The sequence below is a fragment of the Micromonospora sp. MH99 genome, from assembly GCF_021442385.1.
GTDB lineage: Bacteria > Actinomycetota > Actinomycetes > Mycobacteriales > Micromonosporaceae > Micromonospora.
Genome location: NZ_MUZA01000005.1, coordinates 1 through 15752, shown reverse-complemented (window position 1 = coordinate 15752; position 15752 = coordinate 1). Strand labels below are relative to the sequence as shown.

Annotated in this window: 16 protein-coding genes; 13 read left to right on the top strand and 3 right to left on the bottom strand. The window is 72.1% G+C overall.

The window, feature by feature from the left end; all coding sequences use genetic code 11:
- Window positions 1-56 precede the first annotated feature (56 nt).
- The gene (locus tag B0E54_RS04020; RefSeq protein WP_234581882.1) at window positions 57-944 is read left to right on the top strand and encodes a winged helix-turn-helix transcriptional regulator; all 888 of its coding nucleotides are present in this window, start codon (window positions 57-59) and stop codon (window positions 942-944) included.
- 41 nt (window positions 945-985) lie between these two features.
- Here B0E54_RS04020 and B0E54_RS04015 read toward each other — a convergent pair whose 3' ends face one another.
- A complete protein-coding gene (locus tag B0E54_RS04015; protein WP_234581881.1) occupies window positions 986-2356 on the bottom strand; it encodes a glycosyl hydrolase family 18 protein in 1371 nt (456 codons plus the stop codon).
- Window positions 2357-2561: 205 nt separating this feature from the next.
- On the opposite strand from B0E54_RS04015, the gene B0E54_RS04010 reads away from it, so the two are divergent.
- The 3 genes from B0E54_RS04010 to B0E54_RS04000 all read left to right on the top strand — a co-directional run bounded on the left by B0E54_RS04010 (window position 2562) and on the right by B0E54_RS04000 (window position 5380).
- Window positions 2562-3671 (top strand): Xaa-Pro peptidase family protein, encoded by a 1110-nt coding sequence (locus B0E54_RS04010; protein WP_234581880.1) that lies wholly within the window; start codon window positions 2562-2564, stop codon window positions 3669-3671.
- Entirely contained in the window at window positions 3668-4810 is a 1143-nt protein-coding gene (locus tag B0E54_RS04005) for an acyl-CoA dehydrogenase family protein (RefSeq protein ID WP_234581879.1), read from the top strand. The genes B0E54_RS04010 and B0E54_RS04005 overlap by 4 nt, the downstream gene beginning before the upstream one ends.
- Window positions 4811-4873: 63 nt before the next feature.
- On the top strand, window positions 4874-5380 hold the full coding sequence (locus B0E54_RS04000; protein ID WP_007460055.1) for an Lrp/AsnC family transcriptional regulator: 507 nt from the start codon (window positions 4874-4876) through the stop codon (window positions 5378-5380).
- Here the strand turns inward: B0E54_RS04000 and B0E54_RS03995 are convergent.
- The gene (locus B0E54_RS03995) at window positions 5310-5921 is read right to left on the bottom strand and encodes a histidine phosphatase family protein (RefSeq protein ID WP_234581878.1); all 612 of its coding nucleotides are present in this window, start codon (window positions 5919-5921) and stop codon (window positions 5310-5312) included. The two genes, B0E54_RS04000 and B0E54_RS03995, sit on opposite strands and share 71 nt — an antisense overlap.
- A 156-nt stretch (window positions 5922-6077) precedes the next feature.
- On the opposite strand from B0E54_RS03995, the gene B0E54_RS03990 reads away from it, so the two are divergent.
- From B0E54_RS03990 to B0E54_RS03980, 3 genes are all read left to right on the top strand, one after another.
- Entirely contained in the window at window positions 6078-6272 is a 195-nt protein-coding gene (locus B0E54_RS03990; protein ID WP_088989634.1) for a CsbD family protein, read from the top strand.
- 72 nt (window positions 6273-6344) lie between these two features.
- Window positions 6345-6686 (top strand): YnfA family protein, encoded by a 342-nt coding sequence (locus B0E54_RS03985; RefSeq protein ID WP_234581877.1) that lies wholly within the window; start codon window positions 6345-6347, stop codon window positions 6684-6686.
- A gap of 441 nt (window positions 6687-7127) precedes the next feature.
- Complete coding sequence (locus tag B0E54_RS03980; protein ID WP_234581876.1) at window positions 7128-7826, top strand: polysaccharide deacetylase family protein; 699 nt, start codon at window positions 7128-7130, stop codon at window positions 7824-7826.
- A 25-nt stretch (window positions 7827-7851) separates the two neighbouring features.
- On the opposite strand, the gene B0E54_RS03975 is transcribed toward B0E54_RS03980, so the two are convergent.
- Window positions 7852-9243: a KamA family radical SAM protein gene (locus B0E54_RS03975; RefSeq protein WP_234581875.1), complete on the bottom strand. Its 1392-nt coding sequence runs from the start codon at window positions 9241-9243 to the stop codon at window positions 7852-7854.
- A gap of 153 nt (window positions 9244-9396) precedes the next feature.
- Between B0E54_RS03975 and B0E54_RS03970 the strand changes: the two genes are divergently transcribed.
- The 6 genes from B0E54_RS03970 to B0E54_RS03945 form a co-directional block, all read left to right on the top strand.
- Window positions 9397-10446, top strand: a complete 1050-nt coding sequence (locus B0E54_RS03970; protein WP_234582028.1) for a zinc-binding alcohol dehydrogenase — start codon at window positions 9397-9399, stop codon at window positions 10444-10446.
- Between the two features lie 4 nt (window positions 10447-10450).
- Window positions 10451-12016: an amidohydrolase gene (locus B0E54_RS03965; protein ID WP_234581874.1), complete on the top strand. Its 1566-nt coding sequence runs from the start codon at window positions 10451-10453 to the stop codon at window positions 12014-12016.
- Entirely contained in the window at window positions 12013-13572 is a 1560-nt protein-coding gene (locus B0E54_RS03960) for a lysine 5,6-aminomutase subunit alpha (protein WP_234581873.1), read from the top strand. Before B0E54_RS03965 ends, B0E54_RS03960 begins: the two co-directional genes overlap by 4 nt.
- Window positions 13569-14318 carry an OAM dimerization domain-containing protein gene (locus tag B0E54_RS03955; protein WP_308195334.1) on the top strand — a complete coding sequence of 250 codons (750 nt, stop codon included), beginning with the start codon at window positions 13569-13571 and terminating at the stop codon, window positions 14316-14318. Before B0E54_RS03960 ends, B0E54_RS03955 begins: the two co-directional genes overlap by 4 nt.
- On the top strand, window positions 14315-14707 hold the full coding sequence (locus B0E54_RS03950; protein ID WP_234581872.1) for a hotdog domain-containing protein: 393 nt from the start codon (window positions 14315-14317) through the stop codon (window positions 14705-14707). Before B0E54_RS03955 ends, B0E54_RS03950 begins: the two co-directional genes overlap by 4 nt.
- On the top strand, window positions 14704-15752 hold a 1049-nt coding region (locus B0E54_RS03945), incomplete at its 3' end, for a glutamate mutase L (RefSeq protein ID WP_234581871.1). The genes B0E54_RS03950 and B0E54_RS03945, both read left to right, overlap by 4 nt.

Below are 15752 nucleotides of genomic sequence, written 5' to 3'. Positions count from 1 at the left end.
AAGTACGTTCCATTCTGGAACGGACTATAGTCGGGCCGGGACGAGGGAGGAAGCGGGTGCGACGAGAGGATCTCGCGGACGCGGACTGCGGCATCGCGCAGGCGCTCGGCGTACTGGGGGACTGGTGGACGTTCCTCATCGTGCGCGACGTCGCCGGCGGCACGACCCGCTTCGACGCGCTCCAGCGCGAACTGGGCGTCAGCCGGCGGGCGCTCACCGAACGCCTCGCCGCGCTGGTCGAGCACGGCGTGCTGGAACGCCGCAGGTACTCGGCGCACCCGCCCCGGCACGACTATCTGCTCACCAGCAAGGGCGAGGGCCTGCTGCCGGTCCTGATCGCCCTGCAGGACTGGGGAACGAGGCACCTGATGGGTGACGGAGAGCTGACCGCGACCGCCGACGACGCCTCGGCCGAGGCACGACGGGCACACGCGTTGGTGGGCCGACGACTGCCGGAGGTCGCCCTGCCCGGCGCCGACGGCCGGCCGGTCGCGGTGACCGAGCCGGATGTCTGGAGCGTCCTCTACCTCTTTCCCGGGGCGTACGCGCCGGGAACGAACGCCTACCCGCCGGGCTGGGCCCAGATCCCCGGCGCCCGGGGCTGCACCCTCGAATCGACCACCTACGCCGACCGGCACCCGGCGTTCGCGGCGGCCGGGGTACGGGTGCGCGGGATCAGCACCCAGCGGCCCGACGAACTCGCCGAGTTCGCCGCGTACGCCGGGCTGCCGTTCCCGCTGCTGTCCGACCAGGACTGTCGACTCGCCGCGGGCCTGCTGCTGCCGGTCTTCTCCGCCGGCGGGGCGACCCGGTTCAAGCGACTGACGATGCTCGTCGACCCGACGTCGGTGGTGCGGGCGGTGCAGTTCCCGGTCACCGATCCGGCCGGTTCGGTCGACGAGATGCTGGCGCTGGCCCGCGACCACGCGACGATCCCCGGCTGACGCGGGGGCGTCGACCGGGGATCGCGGCGTCTGGCTCAGGGTCAGGCCGGGAGGGTCCAGCGCTGGTTGGCGCCGGCGAAGCAGTCCCAGATCTGCAACCGGGCGCCGTCGGTCGAGCTGTTGTCGGTGACGTCCAGGCACTTGTTGGACTGCGGGTTGCGCAGCGTGCCGTTGGACTGCGCCTGCCAGACCTGGGCGCCGCTGCCGTTGCAGTCGTACAGCTGCACCTTGGCGCCGTTGGCGGTGGAGCCGCTGGCGATGTCGGCGCACTTGCCGAGGGAGCGCAGCGTGCCGTCGCTGGCCACGGTCCAGGTCTGCGCGTTGGTGCCGTTGCAGGTCCAGAGCTGGATGGCGGTGCCGTTGGCGGTGCTCGCCGAGGCCACGTCCACGCACTTGCCGCCGAGGCCGGTGATCCGGCCGGTACGACCCGACGGCGGCGGGGTGGTGCCGCCCATGATGGTGTCGTACATGGCGCTGACCAGCGAGGTGGAGCCGGTGGTGTCCTGCGACAGCTCCCAGTTCATGACGCCGCCGGCGTTCGCGAGGGCCCACTGCGTCTTGCGCTTGACGGTCGGGATGCCGTTGTAGCACTGCTGCGCGCCGCCGGCCGTGGTGCAGTCCCGGTTGGCGTTGGCCGGGTCCAGGGCGACGAGCGCCGAATACGTGTAGTAGCCGGGGCGGCTGTAGAACGGGATGCCGAGGACGGCCTTGCTGGCCGGCAGGCCGCGGGACTTCCACAGGTTGATGCTGTTGATCGACCAGTCGTAGTTGGAGTGCGGGCTGCCGCCGTCGTACGCCATGATGTTCAGCCAGTCGACCTGGCCGAACACGGCCGTCGGCACGCCGTCGAGGTAGTAGCCCTCGGAGACGACCGCCGCGGTGAGCAGCTTGCCGCGGCTGTGCATGGCGCTGCCGAGCTGCGTCATGAGCTGGCTGTAGTTGTTCGCCGAGGCGCCCGGGTCCGGGTACTCCCAGTCGATGTCGACGCCGTCGAGGTTGTACTGGTTGACGAAGTTGACCAGGTTGTTGACGAAGGCGCCCCGGCTGCCGGAGTTGGCGGCGAGGGCCTCGAAGGCCGAGTCGTTGCCGTCGTTCCAGCCGCCCACGGCGATCGAGACCTTGACGTTGTTGGCGTGCGCCTGCGAGACCAGTGAGGAGAGCTTGCTCGGGTTCTCCACCGCGCGCAGGCTGCCGTCGTTGTTGGGCAGCACGAACGCGTAGTTGATGTGGGTGAGCTTGTTGTACTGGATGGTGTTGACGTTGCCAGCCCACGAGGGCATGTAGCCGACGCTCTTGAAGTTGTTCGGCAGCACCACTGCCTGCGCGGCGATGGGGACGAGGGTGACGGTGGCGGCGGCGGTGGCCAGGGCGAGCAGGCCGGCGCTGAGGGCGCGGCGCAGTGGTGAGGACATCGGGGGCCTTCCCGTGGGCGGGGGACGACGCCCGCCCGCGCAGGGTTGTCGCGGGCGGGAAATGCGGTACGCAGGAACGGGTGGGCCTCGAGGCAGCCAAATCTTAAAGAGTGTTAACTGTCGTCGTCAATCAACGCCGGTGGATTTCCTCGCCCGGGCGGATGTGGGCTTCTGAGGATGCCCAAACGACCGTTAAGCTCACGGGGTGGGAACCGATGAGTTGTACCCGCCGGACCGGCTGATCGCCGCCCAGCGCGCCACCGCCGCCGCCGGCCTGGACGCGCTGCTGCTCACCCCCGGCTCCGACCTGCGCTACCTGACCGGGTACGACGCCCACGTGGGGGAGCGGCTGACCTGCCTGGTGCTGCCCGCCGAGGGCGTGCCCACGCTCATCGTGCCCAGACTGGAACGTCCGGCCGCGGAGGCGGCGCCGACCACCGGCGTGCGCATCGTCGACCATCCCGACGGCGTCGACCCGTACCCCCTGGTCGTCGCCGCCCTCGACGGCCCGCCGGCGGCCGTCGGGCTCGCCGACCGGATGTGGGCCGAGCAGGTCCTCGCCCTGCGCGCGGCGCTGCCCGGCGCCGCGCAGCGGCTCGCCGGCGAGGTGCTGCGTGAGCTGCGCGTCCGCAAGTCCCCGGCGGAGGTCGCGGCGCTGGCCGAGGCGGGCGCGGCCATCGACGAGGTGCACCTGCGCATGGGCCGGTGGCTACGCCCCGGCCGCACCGAGGCCGAGGTGGCGGCCGACATCGCGGCGGCGATCCGCGACGCCGGGCACGTCAGCGTCGACTTCGTCATCGTTGCCGCCGGCCCGAACGCGGCCAGCCCGCACCACGGCACCTCGGATCGGCCGATCGGCGCCGGTGAGCCGGTGGTGGTGGACATCGGCGGCACGATGCCGTCGGGCTACCGCTCGGACTGCACCCGCACCTACGTGGCGGGCGGACCCGCGCCTGCCGACTTCGTGGACTACTACGCCGTGCTGCACGCCGCCCAGCGCGCCGCGGTGGCGGCGGTACGTCCCGGGATCACCGGCGCGGCGGCCGACGCGGCCGCCCGGGAGCCGATCGCCGCCGCCGGTTACGGCGACGCGTTCCTGCACCGCACCGGGCACGGCATCGGCCTGGACGGTCACGAGGAGCCCTACCTGGTGGCCGGCAACGACCGGCCCCTGGAGGCCGGCATGGCGTTCTCCATCGAACCCGGCATCTACCTCGCGGGCCGGCACGGCGCCCGCATCGAGGACATCGTCGTCTGCACGACGGACGGCGTGCAGCGGCTCAACACCACCCCCACGGAGCTCATCGCGCTATGACTGTCGACCGGATCCTCCCCACCGACGAGGCCCACGACCTGCTGGACCTCGCCACCGAGCTGGCCGACCGCGAGCTCGCGCCGAAGGCCGCGGGCTTCGAGGAACGCGCCGAGTTCCCCCGCGAGGTGCTGCGCACCATCGGCCGCGCCGGCCTGCTCGGCCTGCCCTACGCCGAGGAACACGGCGGCGCGGCGCAGCCGTACGAGGTGTACCTGCAGGTGCTGGAGATCCTGGCCAGCCGGTGGCTGGCGGTCGCCGAGGCGGTAAGCGTGCACACCCTGAGCTGCTACCCGGTCGCCGCGTTCGGCAGCGCCGAGCAGCGCAAGCTCCTGCCGGACATGCTCGGCGGCGAACTGCTCGGCGCGTACTGCCTCTCCGAGCCGCAGGGCGGCTCCGACGCGGCGGCGCTGAGCACCCGGGCGGTCCGCGACGGCGACGCGTACGTCGTCTCCGGCACCAAGGCGTGGATCACGCACGCCCAGGTGGCCGACTTCTACAACGTCTTCTGCCGCACCGGCGGGCCCGGCCCGAAGGGCATCTCCTGCCTGGTCGCCGATGCGGGCACCGCCGGCATCGCACCGCAGGCCGCCGAGCGGACCATGGGGCTGCGGTCCTCCCCGGTGGCGCAGATCGCCTTCGAGGAGGCGCGGGTGCCGGCCGACCGGCTGGTCGGCGGCGAGGGGGCGGGCTTCACCATCGCGATGTCCGCGCTGGACTCGGGTCGGCTGGGCATCGCCGCCTGCGCGGTCGGGCTGGCCCAGGCCGCGCTCGACTACGCCGTCGGCTACGCCCGGGAACGCCAGCAGTTCGGCAGGTCGATCATCGACTTCCAGGGCCTGGGCTTCCTGCTCGCCGACGCGGCCACCCAGATCTCCGCCGCCCGCGCGCTCACCCTGGCGGCGGCCCGGCTGCGCGACGCGGGGCGCCCGTACTCGATCGAGGCGGCGAAGGCGAAGCTCTTCGCCACCGACATGGCGATGCGGGTGACCACCGACGCCGTGCAGGTGCTCGGCGGCGCCGGCTACGTGGCCGACCACCCGGTCGAGCGGTACATGCGCGAGGCGAAGGTGCTCCAGATCGTGGAGGGCACCAACCAGATCCAGCGGTTGGTGATCTCCCGGGCGCTCGCCAGGAGCTGAGACGGCGGGTCAGCGCGGCGTTCGCCGTCGCCGTCGCGCCGATTTCCCGGTAGGTTGCTCGCCGTGGAGGAGATCGACCGCGCCATCGTCGCCGCGCTGACCGCTGACGGCCGTCTGTCGTACACCGACCTGGCCGAGAAGGTGGGGCTGTCGGTGTCCGCCGTGCACCAGCGGGTGCGCCGGCTGGAGCAGCGCGGGGTGCTCAAGGGGTACGCCGCCCGGGTGTCGTTCGAGGCGCTCGACCTGCCGTTGACCGCGTTCGTGGCGATCCGGCCGTTCGACCCGTCGCAGCCGGACGACGCACCGGAGCGACTGGCCCACCTGCCGGAGATCGACTCGTGCTACTCGGTGGCGGGGGAGGACTTCTACCTGCTGCTGGTGCGGGTGGCCAGCCCGGCTGACCTGGAACGGGTGCTGCAGGAGATCCGCACCTCGGCGAACGTGACGACGCGCACGACAGTGGTGCTGTCCACCCCGTACGAGAACCGCCCGCCGAAGATCAGTGCCGGGGCGCCGAGTCGGTCGCGGTCCCGGGCGCCGGAGGAGCCGGCTGGTTCCACCGCAGGATGACCTGCCGGCCGTGCTCGTGACCGAGCGCGCTGACCGTGGCGGTCTCCAGGCGCAGCCGTCCGCCGGCGGACGGTGGCAGGCCGATCCAGCGGGCGCCGAGCACCCGCAGGCTGTGCGCGTGGCCGACGAGCGCCACGGTGCCCCGGTCCAGCAGCGGGGTGACGCGAGCGAGCACGCGGTCGACGCGTTCGCCCACCTCGCCTGGTGACTCCCCGCCGGGGCAGCCGTCGGTCCAGATGTTCCAGTGCGGGTCGTCGTCGTGGATGTCGACTGTGGTGCGGCCCTCGTACTCGCCGTAGTTCCACTCGCTGAGGTCCTCGTCGACCGCGTCGACGGTCAGCCCGGCCAGCTGCGCGGTGCGCAGCGCCCGGGAGCGGGGGCTGGCCAGCACGCGCACGAACTGCCGGCCGGCCAGGAACGCGGCGAGGGTGCGGGCCTGTCGCTCGCCGTCGGGGGTCAGCTCCAGATCGGTGTACGAGGTGTGCCGCAGGCTGGCGCTCCAGGTGGTCTCGCCGTGCCGGATCAGCAGGAGCTCTCCCATGCCGTCAGTTAACCATCGCGGTGGGGCAGCGACTGCCGCCCTCCCTCGACCTATCTTCCTAGGACGCCCTACGCGGTGTGCCGACCGGCACCACCGGTTTCAGCACCGGGAGAGAGGGCATGCGAGCCTCGACAACCGCCAGACCGAGGAGGCGCGATGAGCTTCACCGAGAAGGCAAAGAACAAGGTTGAGCAGATGGCCGGCGCCGCGAGGGAGCGCGTCGGCGACATGACCGACAACGAGCGGATGCGTGGCGAGGGCGCCAGCCAGCAGAGCGACGCGCGCGCCAAGCAGGCCGGTCAGAACGTCAAGGACGCCGGTCGCAACGTGAAGGACTCCTTCACGAAGTGACCTGAGCGGTCCGCGGGTCCCCGGGTGCGCCGTCGCCCGGGGACCCGTCGTGTGCACGGTTAGGGTCGTGGGGTGACAGTGCTCCGTTCCCTGGTGTTGTTCATGCTGGCCGCGCTGGCCGAGATCGGTGGCGCCTGGCTGGTCTGGCAGGGTTGGCGGGAGCAGCGCGGCCTGTGGTGGATCGCCGCCGGCGTGGTCGCATTGGGCTGTTACGGCTTCGTGGCCACGTTCCAGCCGGACGCCAACTTCGGCCGCATCCTGGCCGCGTACGGCGGGGTGTTCGTGGCCGGCTCGCTGGGCTGGGCGATGGTGGTCGACGGCTTCCGCCCGGACCGTTGGGACCTGACCGGCGCGGCGCTGTGCCTGCTCGGCGTAGCAGTCATCATGTACGCCCCCCGCACCCCGCCCCCCTAACCCCACCCACCCCACCCCGGCCCCGCCGCCCCGCCCGCCCCGCCACGTCGATCATGGAGTTGTGGCGGGGGACGAAGTGGTCGCGGTGCGGCAAACCCGGCACCACAAGTCCATGATCGACGCGGCGGGGCCGCGGGGCTGTGAGAGGGGCTTGCGTTTGGGATGATCAGCGGCGTGACTGGCGCTCGGCTTCGGCCGTTCTGGTGTGGCTTACTCGTTGCGGTGGCTGTGGTGGGCGGTGCCGGGTGCACGGCGTCGCGGGTGCCGCCGCCGGATCAGCCGGTCTTCGTCGGCTCGTCGTCGGCTGCGGCCGTGCCCTCGGCCGGTCCCGCCGCGACGTCGGCCACTCCCGGCGTACCCGTGGGCAGCCCTGCGGCGACGTCGGCAGGTCCCGCCGTACCGCAGGCCGTCCCGACGCCGACGGCGACGATGCTTCCGGCTGTGCCGGGGGCGACGCGGGTCGGGACCCGGGCGCCGGTGGTCGACCACGGGCCGCAGGTCGGTAACCGGGTCGCGTTGACCTTCGACGCGGACATGACCGACGGGATGCTGGCCAACCTGCGCAGCGGAAAGGTCCGGTCGTACGCCAACCTGCGCATCCTGGACCTGCTGGAGCGGGAGCAGGTGCCGGCGACGTTCTTCCTGACCGGCAAGTGGGTGCAGCGGTATCCGGAGGTCACCCGGCGGATCGCCGGTAATCCGCGTTTCGAGCTGGCGAATCACACGTACGGGCACGCGGCGTTCACCGCCGACTGTTACGACCTGCCGCGCCAGTCGGTCGACACGTTGGCTGCCGATGTGGCGAGGACGTTCGAGGTGATCGCGCCGTACGGCGGCCGGCAGACCCGGTACTTCCGGTTCCCGGGGCTCTGCCACGACGCGGCGGCGCTGGACGCGTTGGCGCCGCTGGGCGTGACTGTCGTCGACGGGGACGTGGTGAGCGGTGATCCGTTCGCGAAGGCGTGGAAGCCGCTGGTGCGCGCGGTGCTGGACCACGTACGCCCGGGTTCGGTGGTGATCATGCATGTGACCGAGGCGAACGCGGCGATGACCGATGAGGCGTTGCCGCACATCCTGGCCGGGTTGGCCGAGCGGGGGCTGGTGCCGGCGCCGCTGTCCGAGGTGCTGGCCGCCGGTTGAGTCGGCGGCCAGCACCTGCGGTGCGTCAGTCGTCGCGGTGGTCGTTCCACCACTGCTGGCCGCCCTCGGGGAGGGTGTCGATCGGGTCGTAGTAGGCGTAGCGCTTGTTGAGCGCCTCCAGGTCGGCGGACTCGATGGAGGTGCGGTAGTTCTTGGTCCAGTAGGAGATGCCGCGCTCACGGTCGTAGTCGGTGAGCATGTGCACCCAGCGCTTGCCGACGAAGGGCACGTCGCAGACGATCCGTGGGGTGGCGTAGCCGGGCAGGTAGCCCATGATGTCGTGCTGGAGTTGCTGGGCGTGCCAGACCGGGACGCGCCAGTGTTCGGCGTTGGGGATCATGTCGCACATGTAGAAGTAGTACGGCAGGATGCCGGCTTCGCCTTGGAGCGCGAAGCAGAGGTCGAGCAGCTCGGGTGTGGTGGCGTTGACGCCGCGCATGAGGACGCCCTGGTTGCGGACGTCGCGGACGCCGACGTCGAGGGCGGTCTGGGCGGCCTTGGCGACCAGTGGGGTGAGCGACTGGGCGTGGTTGACGTGGGTGTGGATGGCGAGGTTGACGCCGCGTCGGGCGGCGGTGCGGGCGACGCGTTCCAGGCCCTCGACGACGTCGGGTTGCAGCCAGTGCTGGGGCAGGCCCATGAGGGCCTTGGTGGCGAGGCGGACGTCGCGGACCGTCTCCAGTTCCAGCAGGCGCATGAGGTACGACTCGAGGTTGCGCCACGGGACGTTGGCGACGTCTCCGCCGGAGACGACGACGTCGCGGACGCCGGGGTGGGCCTTGAGGTAGGCGATGTGGGCGTCGTAGCGGTCGACGGGCTTGAGGGTGAGCTTGAGCTTGTCGACGGCGGGGGTGGAGTTGCCGACCAGGTCCATGCGGGTGCAGTGGCCGCAGTACTGCGGGCAGGTGGAGAGCAGTTCGGCGAGGACCTTGGTGGGGTAGCGGTGGGTGAGCCCTTCGGCGACCCACATGTCGTGCTCGTGCAGGCTGTCGCGGCTGGCGTAGGGGTGTGACGGCCAGTCGGTGCGTCGGTCGGAGGCGACCGGGATCATGTAGCGGCGGATGGGGTCGGCGAGCAGCGCCTCGGTGGTGAGCGGCGCGAACGGCACCATCGTGTTGATCATTTGTGGCGGCACCAGCATGGACATGGTGGCCAGGGCCTTCTGGTCGGCCTCGAGGTCGGCGTAGAAGGTTTCGTCGATCAGGTCACCGAAGACGGCGCGGAGCTGCTTGATGTTCTTGACGCAGTTGACGCGCTGCCACTGGGCGGATTCCCACTGGTCGCGGGTGACGGTGCGCCAGCCGGGGAAGCGGGTCCAGTCGGGTTCGACCAGGGGGCGGCGGTGGTATTCGTACGGCTGCCCGGCGGTCGGTACGGCGACCGGGGCGTGACGGGGTTGCGGGATGGTTTGGGTCACGGCCCCTCCTCGGTGGTGCGGTGGATCATCGAAACCCGAAGGCTACTGGAAAATATTCGGTACAGAAACTAGTCTGCCGTAAGTTTTCCCGCTACGCGAGCCTTGATCGGGGCTTCGAGCGGCTGGGCAGGGGAGGTCGGCGTGACGTCACCGGTGGGACTGCACCGCGTCGTGGAACCGTCGGGGGTGTTGCCGCAGGCGGCCTGGCGGCTGGACGCGTCCGCCGCGATCGCTGCGAACGAGGTGCGGATCCGGGTGGAGCGGTTGAACCTGGACGCGGCGAGTTTCCGGCAGCTGTCGGAGAAGCACGGCGGCGACGGGGATGCCGTGCGCGCCGAGGTGCTGGAGATCATCTCCACGCGGGGGAAGATGCAGAACCCGGTGACCGGCTCCGGCGGGATGCTGATCGGCACTGTCGAGGAGGCCGGTCGGCGGTCCCCGCTGGGGCTCAGGGCCGGTGAGCGGGTCGCCACGCTGGTGTCGTTGACGTTGACGCCCCTGGTGATCACCGACGGGCTGGCCCGCTGGGACGGGCGCAGTGAGCAGGTGCCGTGTGACGGGTGGGCGATCCTGTTCGCGCGGTCCATCGCGGCGGTGCTGCCCGATGACGAGGATCCGCAGTTGTCCCTGGCCGTGCTGGACGTGTGCGGGGCGCCCGCGCTGACCGCCCGGGTGGTGTCGCGCTACGTGGAGGATCGTCGGCGCGGTGGTGATCCGACGCCGGTGCGGGTCGCGGTGATCGGTGGGGCCGGCAAGAGCGGCTCGCTGTCCCTCGCCGCGGCGCGACGTGCGGGCGCCGCGCGTACCGTCGGGGTGGTTCCGGTGGCGGCGGAGCGGGACGCGCTGACGGCCGCCGGGCTGGCGTCGGTGGTGGCGTTGGCCGACGCGCGTGACCCGGTGGGGTTGTCCACGGCGGTGACCACCGCGCTGGGCGCTCCGGCGGATGTGACTGTGGTCTGCGTGGACGTGCCGGGGTGTGAGCACGGGGCGGTCCTGGCCACCGCGGACGGCGGCACGGTGATCTTCTTCTCGATGGCGACGAGCTTCTCCGCGGCCGCGTTGGGCGCGGAGGGGTTGGCGGCGGACGTGACGATGCTGGTGGGCAACGGGTACGTGCCGGGGCACGCGGAGTTGGCGTTGGGGCTGCTACGCGCCGAGCCGGGGGTGCGTCGGCTGTTCGCGGCGCGGATCGCGGCAGACTGAGGTCATGACGAACCCCTCGACGTTGTACCGCGGCGGCGTACTGCACTGCCCCGCCGACCCGAGCGCGACCGCGCTGTTGGTGTCCGGTGGGCGGATTGCCTGGTTGGGCACCGACGGTGACGCGCCGCCGGCCGACCGGGTGGTGGACCTGGACGGGGCTCTGGTGACGCCGGCGTTCGTGGACGCGCACGTGCACGCCACGGACACCGGGTTGGCGTTGTCCGGGCTGGAGTTGTCCGGGGTGCGCTCGGCGGGGCAGTTGCTCGACGCGGTGGCGGTGTTCGCGGCGGGGTTGCCGGCGGACGCGGTGGTGCTGGGGCACGGCTGGGACGAGTCCGGCTGGTCGGACACGGCGTTGCCGGACGCGGTGGCCCTGGATCGGGCGGCCGGTGGCCGGCGGGTGTACCTGTCGCAGGCGTCGATCCATTCGGCCCTGGTGTCGTCGGCGTTGCTGGCGGCGTGTCCGGAGGCGGCGCAGGCGCCCGGGTACGACGCGTCGGGCTGGTTGCGGCGCGACGCGCACCATGTGGTGCGGGCGGCGGCGCAGGGGTCGGTGACGCGCTCGCAGCGGGTCGCCGCGCAGCGGGTGGCGCTCGCGCACGCGGCGTCGTTGGGGATCGCGGCGGTGCACGAGTGCGGTGGTCCGGAGATCTCCGACGAGGAGGACTTCACGGGTCTGCTGGGGATCTCCGGGGCGGGGTTGCCGGAGGTGTACGGGTACTGGGGTGAGCTGGGTGGCGCCGCGCGGGCCCGGGAGTTGGGCGCGGTGGGCGCCGGCGGTGACCTGTTCGCGGACGGGGCGTTGGGGTCGCGCACGGCGCACGTGTCGCAGCCGTACGGCGATGGTGAGGGCTGCGGGCACGGGTATCTGAGCGCGGAGCAGGTGCGTGATCACCTGTTGGACTGCGCGGCGCATGGCCTGCAGGGCGGGTTCCACGCGATCGGGGACGCGGCGATCGGCACCGTCCTGGACGGGTTCGCGGCGGCGGCGGCGACGCTGGGTGTGGAGCGGCTGCGCGCAGCCCGGCACCGCGTCGAGCACGCGGAGATCATGAGCAAGTCGATGATCGCGCGGTTCGTGGAGTACGGGATCGTGGCGAGCATGCAGCCGGCGTTCGACAGGTTGTGGGGTGGCGCGGGCCGGATGTACGAGGCGCGATTGGGCCTTGCGCGGTCGTTGGAGTCGAATCCGATGGGTGCGATGCACTCGGTGGGTGTGGCGTTGGCGTTCGGGTCGGATTCGCCGGTGACGCCGCTGGACCCGTGGGGGTCGGTGCGGGCGGCGGTGGCGCACCACAGTCCGGCGCAGCGGATGAGTGTGCGGGCGGCGTTCGCGGCGCACACCCGTGGTGGGTGGCGGGCGGTGCACCTGGACGTCGAGGGTGTGCTGGCGCTGGGTGCGCCGGCGACGTTCGCGGTGTGGTCGACGCCGGCGGGTGTGGAGCGGGGTTTGCCGGTGCTGGTGGCGGAGGACCCGGAGGTGCGGGGTCCGGACGATCCGACGCCGCTGCCGGTGTGCCGGCGGCTGGTGTTGCGCGGTGAGGTCATCTATGAGGAAGGGTCGTCGTGACCGGGAAACTTGACCTTGATCCGGTGTTGGTGGCGCGGGCGCGGGAGTTGGCGCGGCGGGCCGGGCAGCCGGTGGTCGACCTGGCCCGCAGCCACACGACGGTGTCGGTGGAGCGGGCGGTGCTGCGGCTGGCCGGGGTGAGCGGCGCCGACCCGGACGGCATTCCGTGGGTGAACCGGCTCGTGGACGCGGTCGTCGCGGACGTGGGGTTGGGTCACGGGGTGGCGGTGCCGGTGTTCGACGCCCTCGCCCGCGAGGGCACCACGGATGTGACGTTGCTGGCGCAGAAGGCCGCGGCCGGGTCGGTGCGGTTCACGGTGCCCACCGGGCGGTCGGCGACGGCGGCCCGGTCGGCGGCGCGCAAGGCGGTGGGCGCGGGTATCCGGCGGATCGACCGGCGGCGCGCGGAGCGGGACCGGCTGATCAAGCGGCACGGGGACCCGAAGCAGCGGCCGTGGATCTACCTGATCGTGGCGACCGGGGACATCTACGAGGACATCCCGCAGGCGCAGGCCGCGGCGCGCGCCGGCGCGGACGTCATCGCGGTGATCCGGTCGACGGGGCAGTCGCTGCTGGACTACGTGCCCGAGGGCGCGACCCGGGAGGGCTTCGCCGGCACGTACGCCACACAGGAGAACTTCCGGTTGATGCGCGCGGCGCTGGACGAGTCGTCCAAGGAGTTGGGCCGTTACGTGCGGTTGACGAACTACGCGTCGGGCCTGTGCATGCCGGAGATAGCGACGCTGGCCGGGTTGGAACGGCTCGACATGATGCTCAACGACTCGATGTACGGCATCCTGTTCCGCGACATCAACCCGGTCCGTACGTTCGTCGACCAGCGGTTCTCGCGGCAGGTCCACGCCCGCGCCGGGATCATCATCAACACCGGTGAGGACAACTACCTCACCACCGCCGACGCGGTCGACGAGGCGCACACGGTGACGGTATCGCAGCTGCTCAACGAGTTCTTCGCGCACGAGGCGGGCCTCGCGGACTGGCAGTTGGGCCTGGGGCACGCGTTCGAGATCAACCCGGAGGTGCCGGAGTCGTTCCGCCTGGAGCTGGCGCACGCGCTGCTGGCCCGGGAGTTGTTCCCCGACGCGCCGCTCAAGTGGATGCCGCCGACCAAGCACATGACCGGTGACGTGTTCCGGGGCAACCTGCTCGACGGGTTTTTCAACCTGGCGGGCGCGCTGACCGGTCAGGGGATCCTGCTGGTGGGGATGATGACCGAGGCGGTGGTGACGCCGTGGCTGTCGGACCGGGACATCGCGCTGCAGAACGTGCGGTACGTCCTCGGCGCCGCCGGTGGGCTGCACGAGGACTTCGTGCCGGCGCCGGACGGGTTCATCCGACGCCGCGCCAACCAGGTCCTCGGTGAGGCTCTGGACCTGTTGGAGCGCATCGGGGAGCAGACGCTGCTCACGGCGATCGCCGAGGGCACGTTCGGGATCATGAAGCGGCCGGCGGACCGGGGCAAGGGCCTGGACGGGGTCGCCGCGCACGAGGCCGACTACTGCAACCCGGCCACCGACATCCTGGAGGCGGCGGCGTGAGCGCGCAGATCGTGCGTCCGTACGGGGACACCACCGGCGACGGGATGGTGCAGGTGTCGTTCACCCTGCCGGTGGCCCACGACAAGCGGGCCGAGGGCGCGGCGGTGCAGTTGGCCAACAAGATGGGCATCGACCCGGCGATGGTGGTGCACGCCAAGCCGATGGGTGACGGGTTCACGTTCTTCGTCGTGTACGGGCGGGTCAACCACCTGGTCGACGTCGACGCGGTGCAGGTGGTGGAACGGGACTTTCCGCTGCTGTCGGCCAAGGAGGTCAACACCGTCGTCAAGCAGCGGCTGCGCCGCAAGCTGTCGGTGGTCGGGGCGTGCATCGGCACCGATGCGCACACCGTGGGCATCGACGCGATCCTCAACGTCAAGGGCATCGCGGGGGAGAAGGGCCTGGAGTACTACCGGGAGTTGAAGGTCACCAACATGGGCGCGCAGGTCAGCGTGCCGGAGTTGGTGGAGGCCGCCCGGGTGGAGAAGGCCGACGCGGTGCTCGTGTCGCAGGTCGTCACCCAACGCGACGCGCACCTGCACAACACGCGGGAGATGTCGGCGGCGTTCCGCGAGGCCATGCCGGCGGGTAGGCGGCCCCTGTTGATCGTCGGCGGTCCCCGGTTCGACGAGTCGATGACCGACGAGTTGGGCGTGGACCGGATCTTCGGTCGGGGGACCACGCCCGGCGAGGTGGCCAGCTACCTCGTGCACGCCCTGATCACGCAGCGAAAGGCGATGGCATGACCGACGCAAGGCTCGGGTTGACGGTGACGCACCGGCGGTACGTGCCGTACGCGCACGCCCACTACGCGGGCAACCTCGTCGACGGGGCGTACGCCCTCGGGTTGTTCGGCGACGTCGCCACGGAGGTGTGTATCCGCACGGACGGCGACGAGGGCCTGTTCGCCGGGTACTCCGACGTGCGGTTCACCGCGCCGATCCACGCCGGTGACGTGGTGGAGGTGACCGCCCAGGTGTCCCGGGTGGGCAGTCGCAGCCGCACCCTGGAGTTGAGCTGCGCGGTGGTGTGTCGGGGCCGCCCGGACCGCTCCGCGTCCGCCGCCGAGGTCCTGGACCCGCCGATCGTCGCGGTCACGGCGACCGGCACCGTGGTCGTACCCGCCGGGTCATGACCCTGGCGGTCTGCGCGGACGTCGGCTCGACGTACACCAAGGCGGCCGTGGTGGACCTGGCCGCGGGTGTCCTGGTGGGCGCGGCGGCCGCGCCCACCACGGTGGGCAGCGACGTGCTGCACGGCCTGGACGCCGCCGTCGCGGCGGCCACCGCCGGGCTCGGGGCTCGTGACGTGCCGTGGTACGTCTGCTCGTCGGCAGGTGGTGGGTTGCGCCTCGCCGTGCTCGGCTACGAGGCGTTGGTGACCGCGCAGGCGGGCCGGCGGGTCGGGCTGTCGGCCGGCGCGCACGTGGTGCACGTGGCGGCCGGTCGGCTCGGCGCCGCCGACCTGACGGCGTTGCGGGCGGCCCGGCCGGACGTGGTGCTGCTCGTGGGTGGCACCGACGGCGGCGACGCCGACACGATCACCCACAACGCCACCCGCCTGGCCCGGGCCCGCTGGCGGGTGCCGGTCGTCCTGGCCGGCAACGCCGACGTCCGGGGGGAGCTGACCGGGCTGTTGGAGGCCGCCGGCGTGCCGGTGACGGGTGCGGACAATGTGCTGCCGCGCATCGGGGTGCTCGCCCCGGCGTCGGCGCGCGCGGCGATCCGCGCGGTGTTCCTGCGTCACGTCATCGGCGGTAAACGCCTGTCCAGGGGGACCCGGTTCGCGCGGCTGGTGCGCGCGGCCACCCCCGACGCCGTCCTCACCGGCGTGGAGGTGCTCGCCGACACCATCGGCGGGGACCTCGCCGTCGTCGACGTGGGTGGGGCCACCACCGACGTGTACTCGGTGCTCACGCCCGACGAGCGGGCCACCGGGCCGGGCCGGGAGGTCGCGGGCAGTCTGTGGCGGGCCCGCACCGTCGAGGGCGATCTGGGCATGCGGTGGAGCGCCCCCGGTGTGGTGCGCGCCGCCACCGAGGAGCGGCTGCTCGCCGCCGACGAGACCGACGACCTGGCCGCCGCCGCCGACCGGCGGGCCGCCGACCCGGCGTTCCTGGCCGCCGACGACGCCGAGCGGGCCGTGGACGCGCGCATCGCCACCCTCGCGGCGACTGTGGC

Excerpts from the sequence above, each read along its gene's own strand:
- B0E54_RS04015 (WP_234581881.1), bottom strand. The coding sequence starts at position 2,356 with ATGTCCTCACCACTGCGCCGCGCCCTCAGCGCCGGCCTGCTCGCCCTG.
- B0E54_RS04005 (WP_234581879.1), top strand. The coding sequence starts at position 3,668 with ATGACTGTCGACCGGATCCTCCCCACCGACGAGGCCCACGACCTGCTG.
- B0E54_RS03995 (WP_234581878.1), bottom strand. The coding sequence starts at position 5,921 with ATGGGAGAGCTCCTGCTGATCCGGCACGGCGAGACCACCTGGAGCGCC.
- B0E54_RS03990 (WP_088989634.1), top strand. The coding sequence starts at position 6,078 with ATGAGCTTCACCGAGAAGGCAAAGAACAAGGTTGAGCAGATGGCCGGC.
- B0E54_RS03965 (WP_234581874.1), top strand. The coding sequence starts at position 10,451 with ATGACGAACCCCTCGACGTTGTACCGCGGCGGCGTACTGCACTGCCCC.
- B0E54_RS03950 (WP_234581872.1), top strand. The coding sequence starts at position 14,315 with ATGACCGACGCAAGGCTCGGGTTGACGGTGACGCACCGGCGGTACGTG.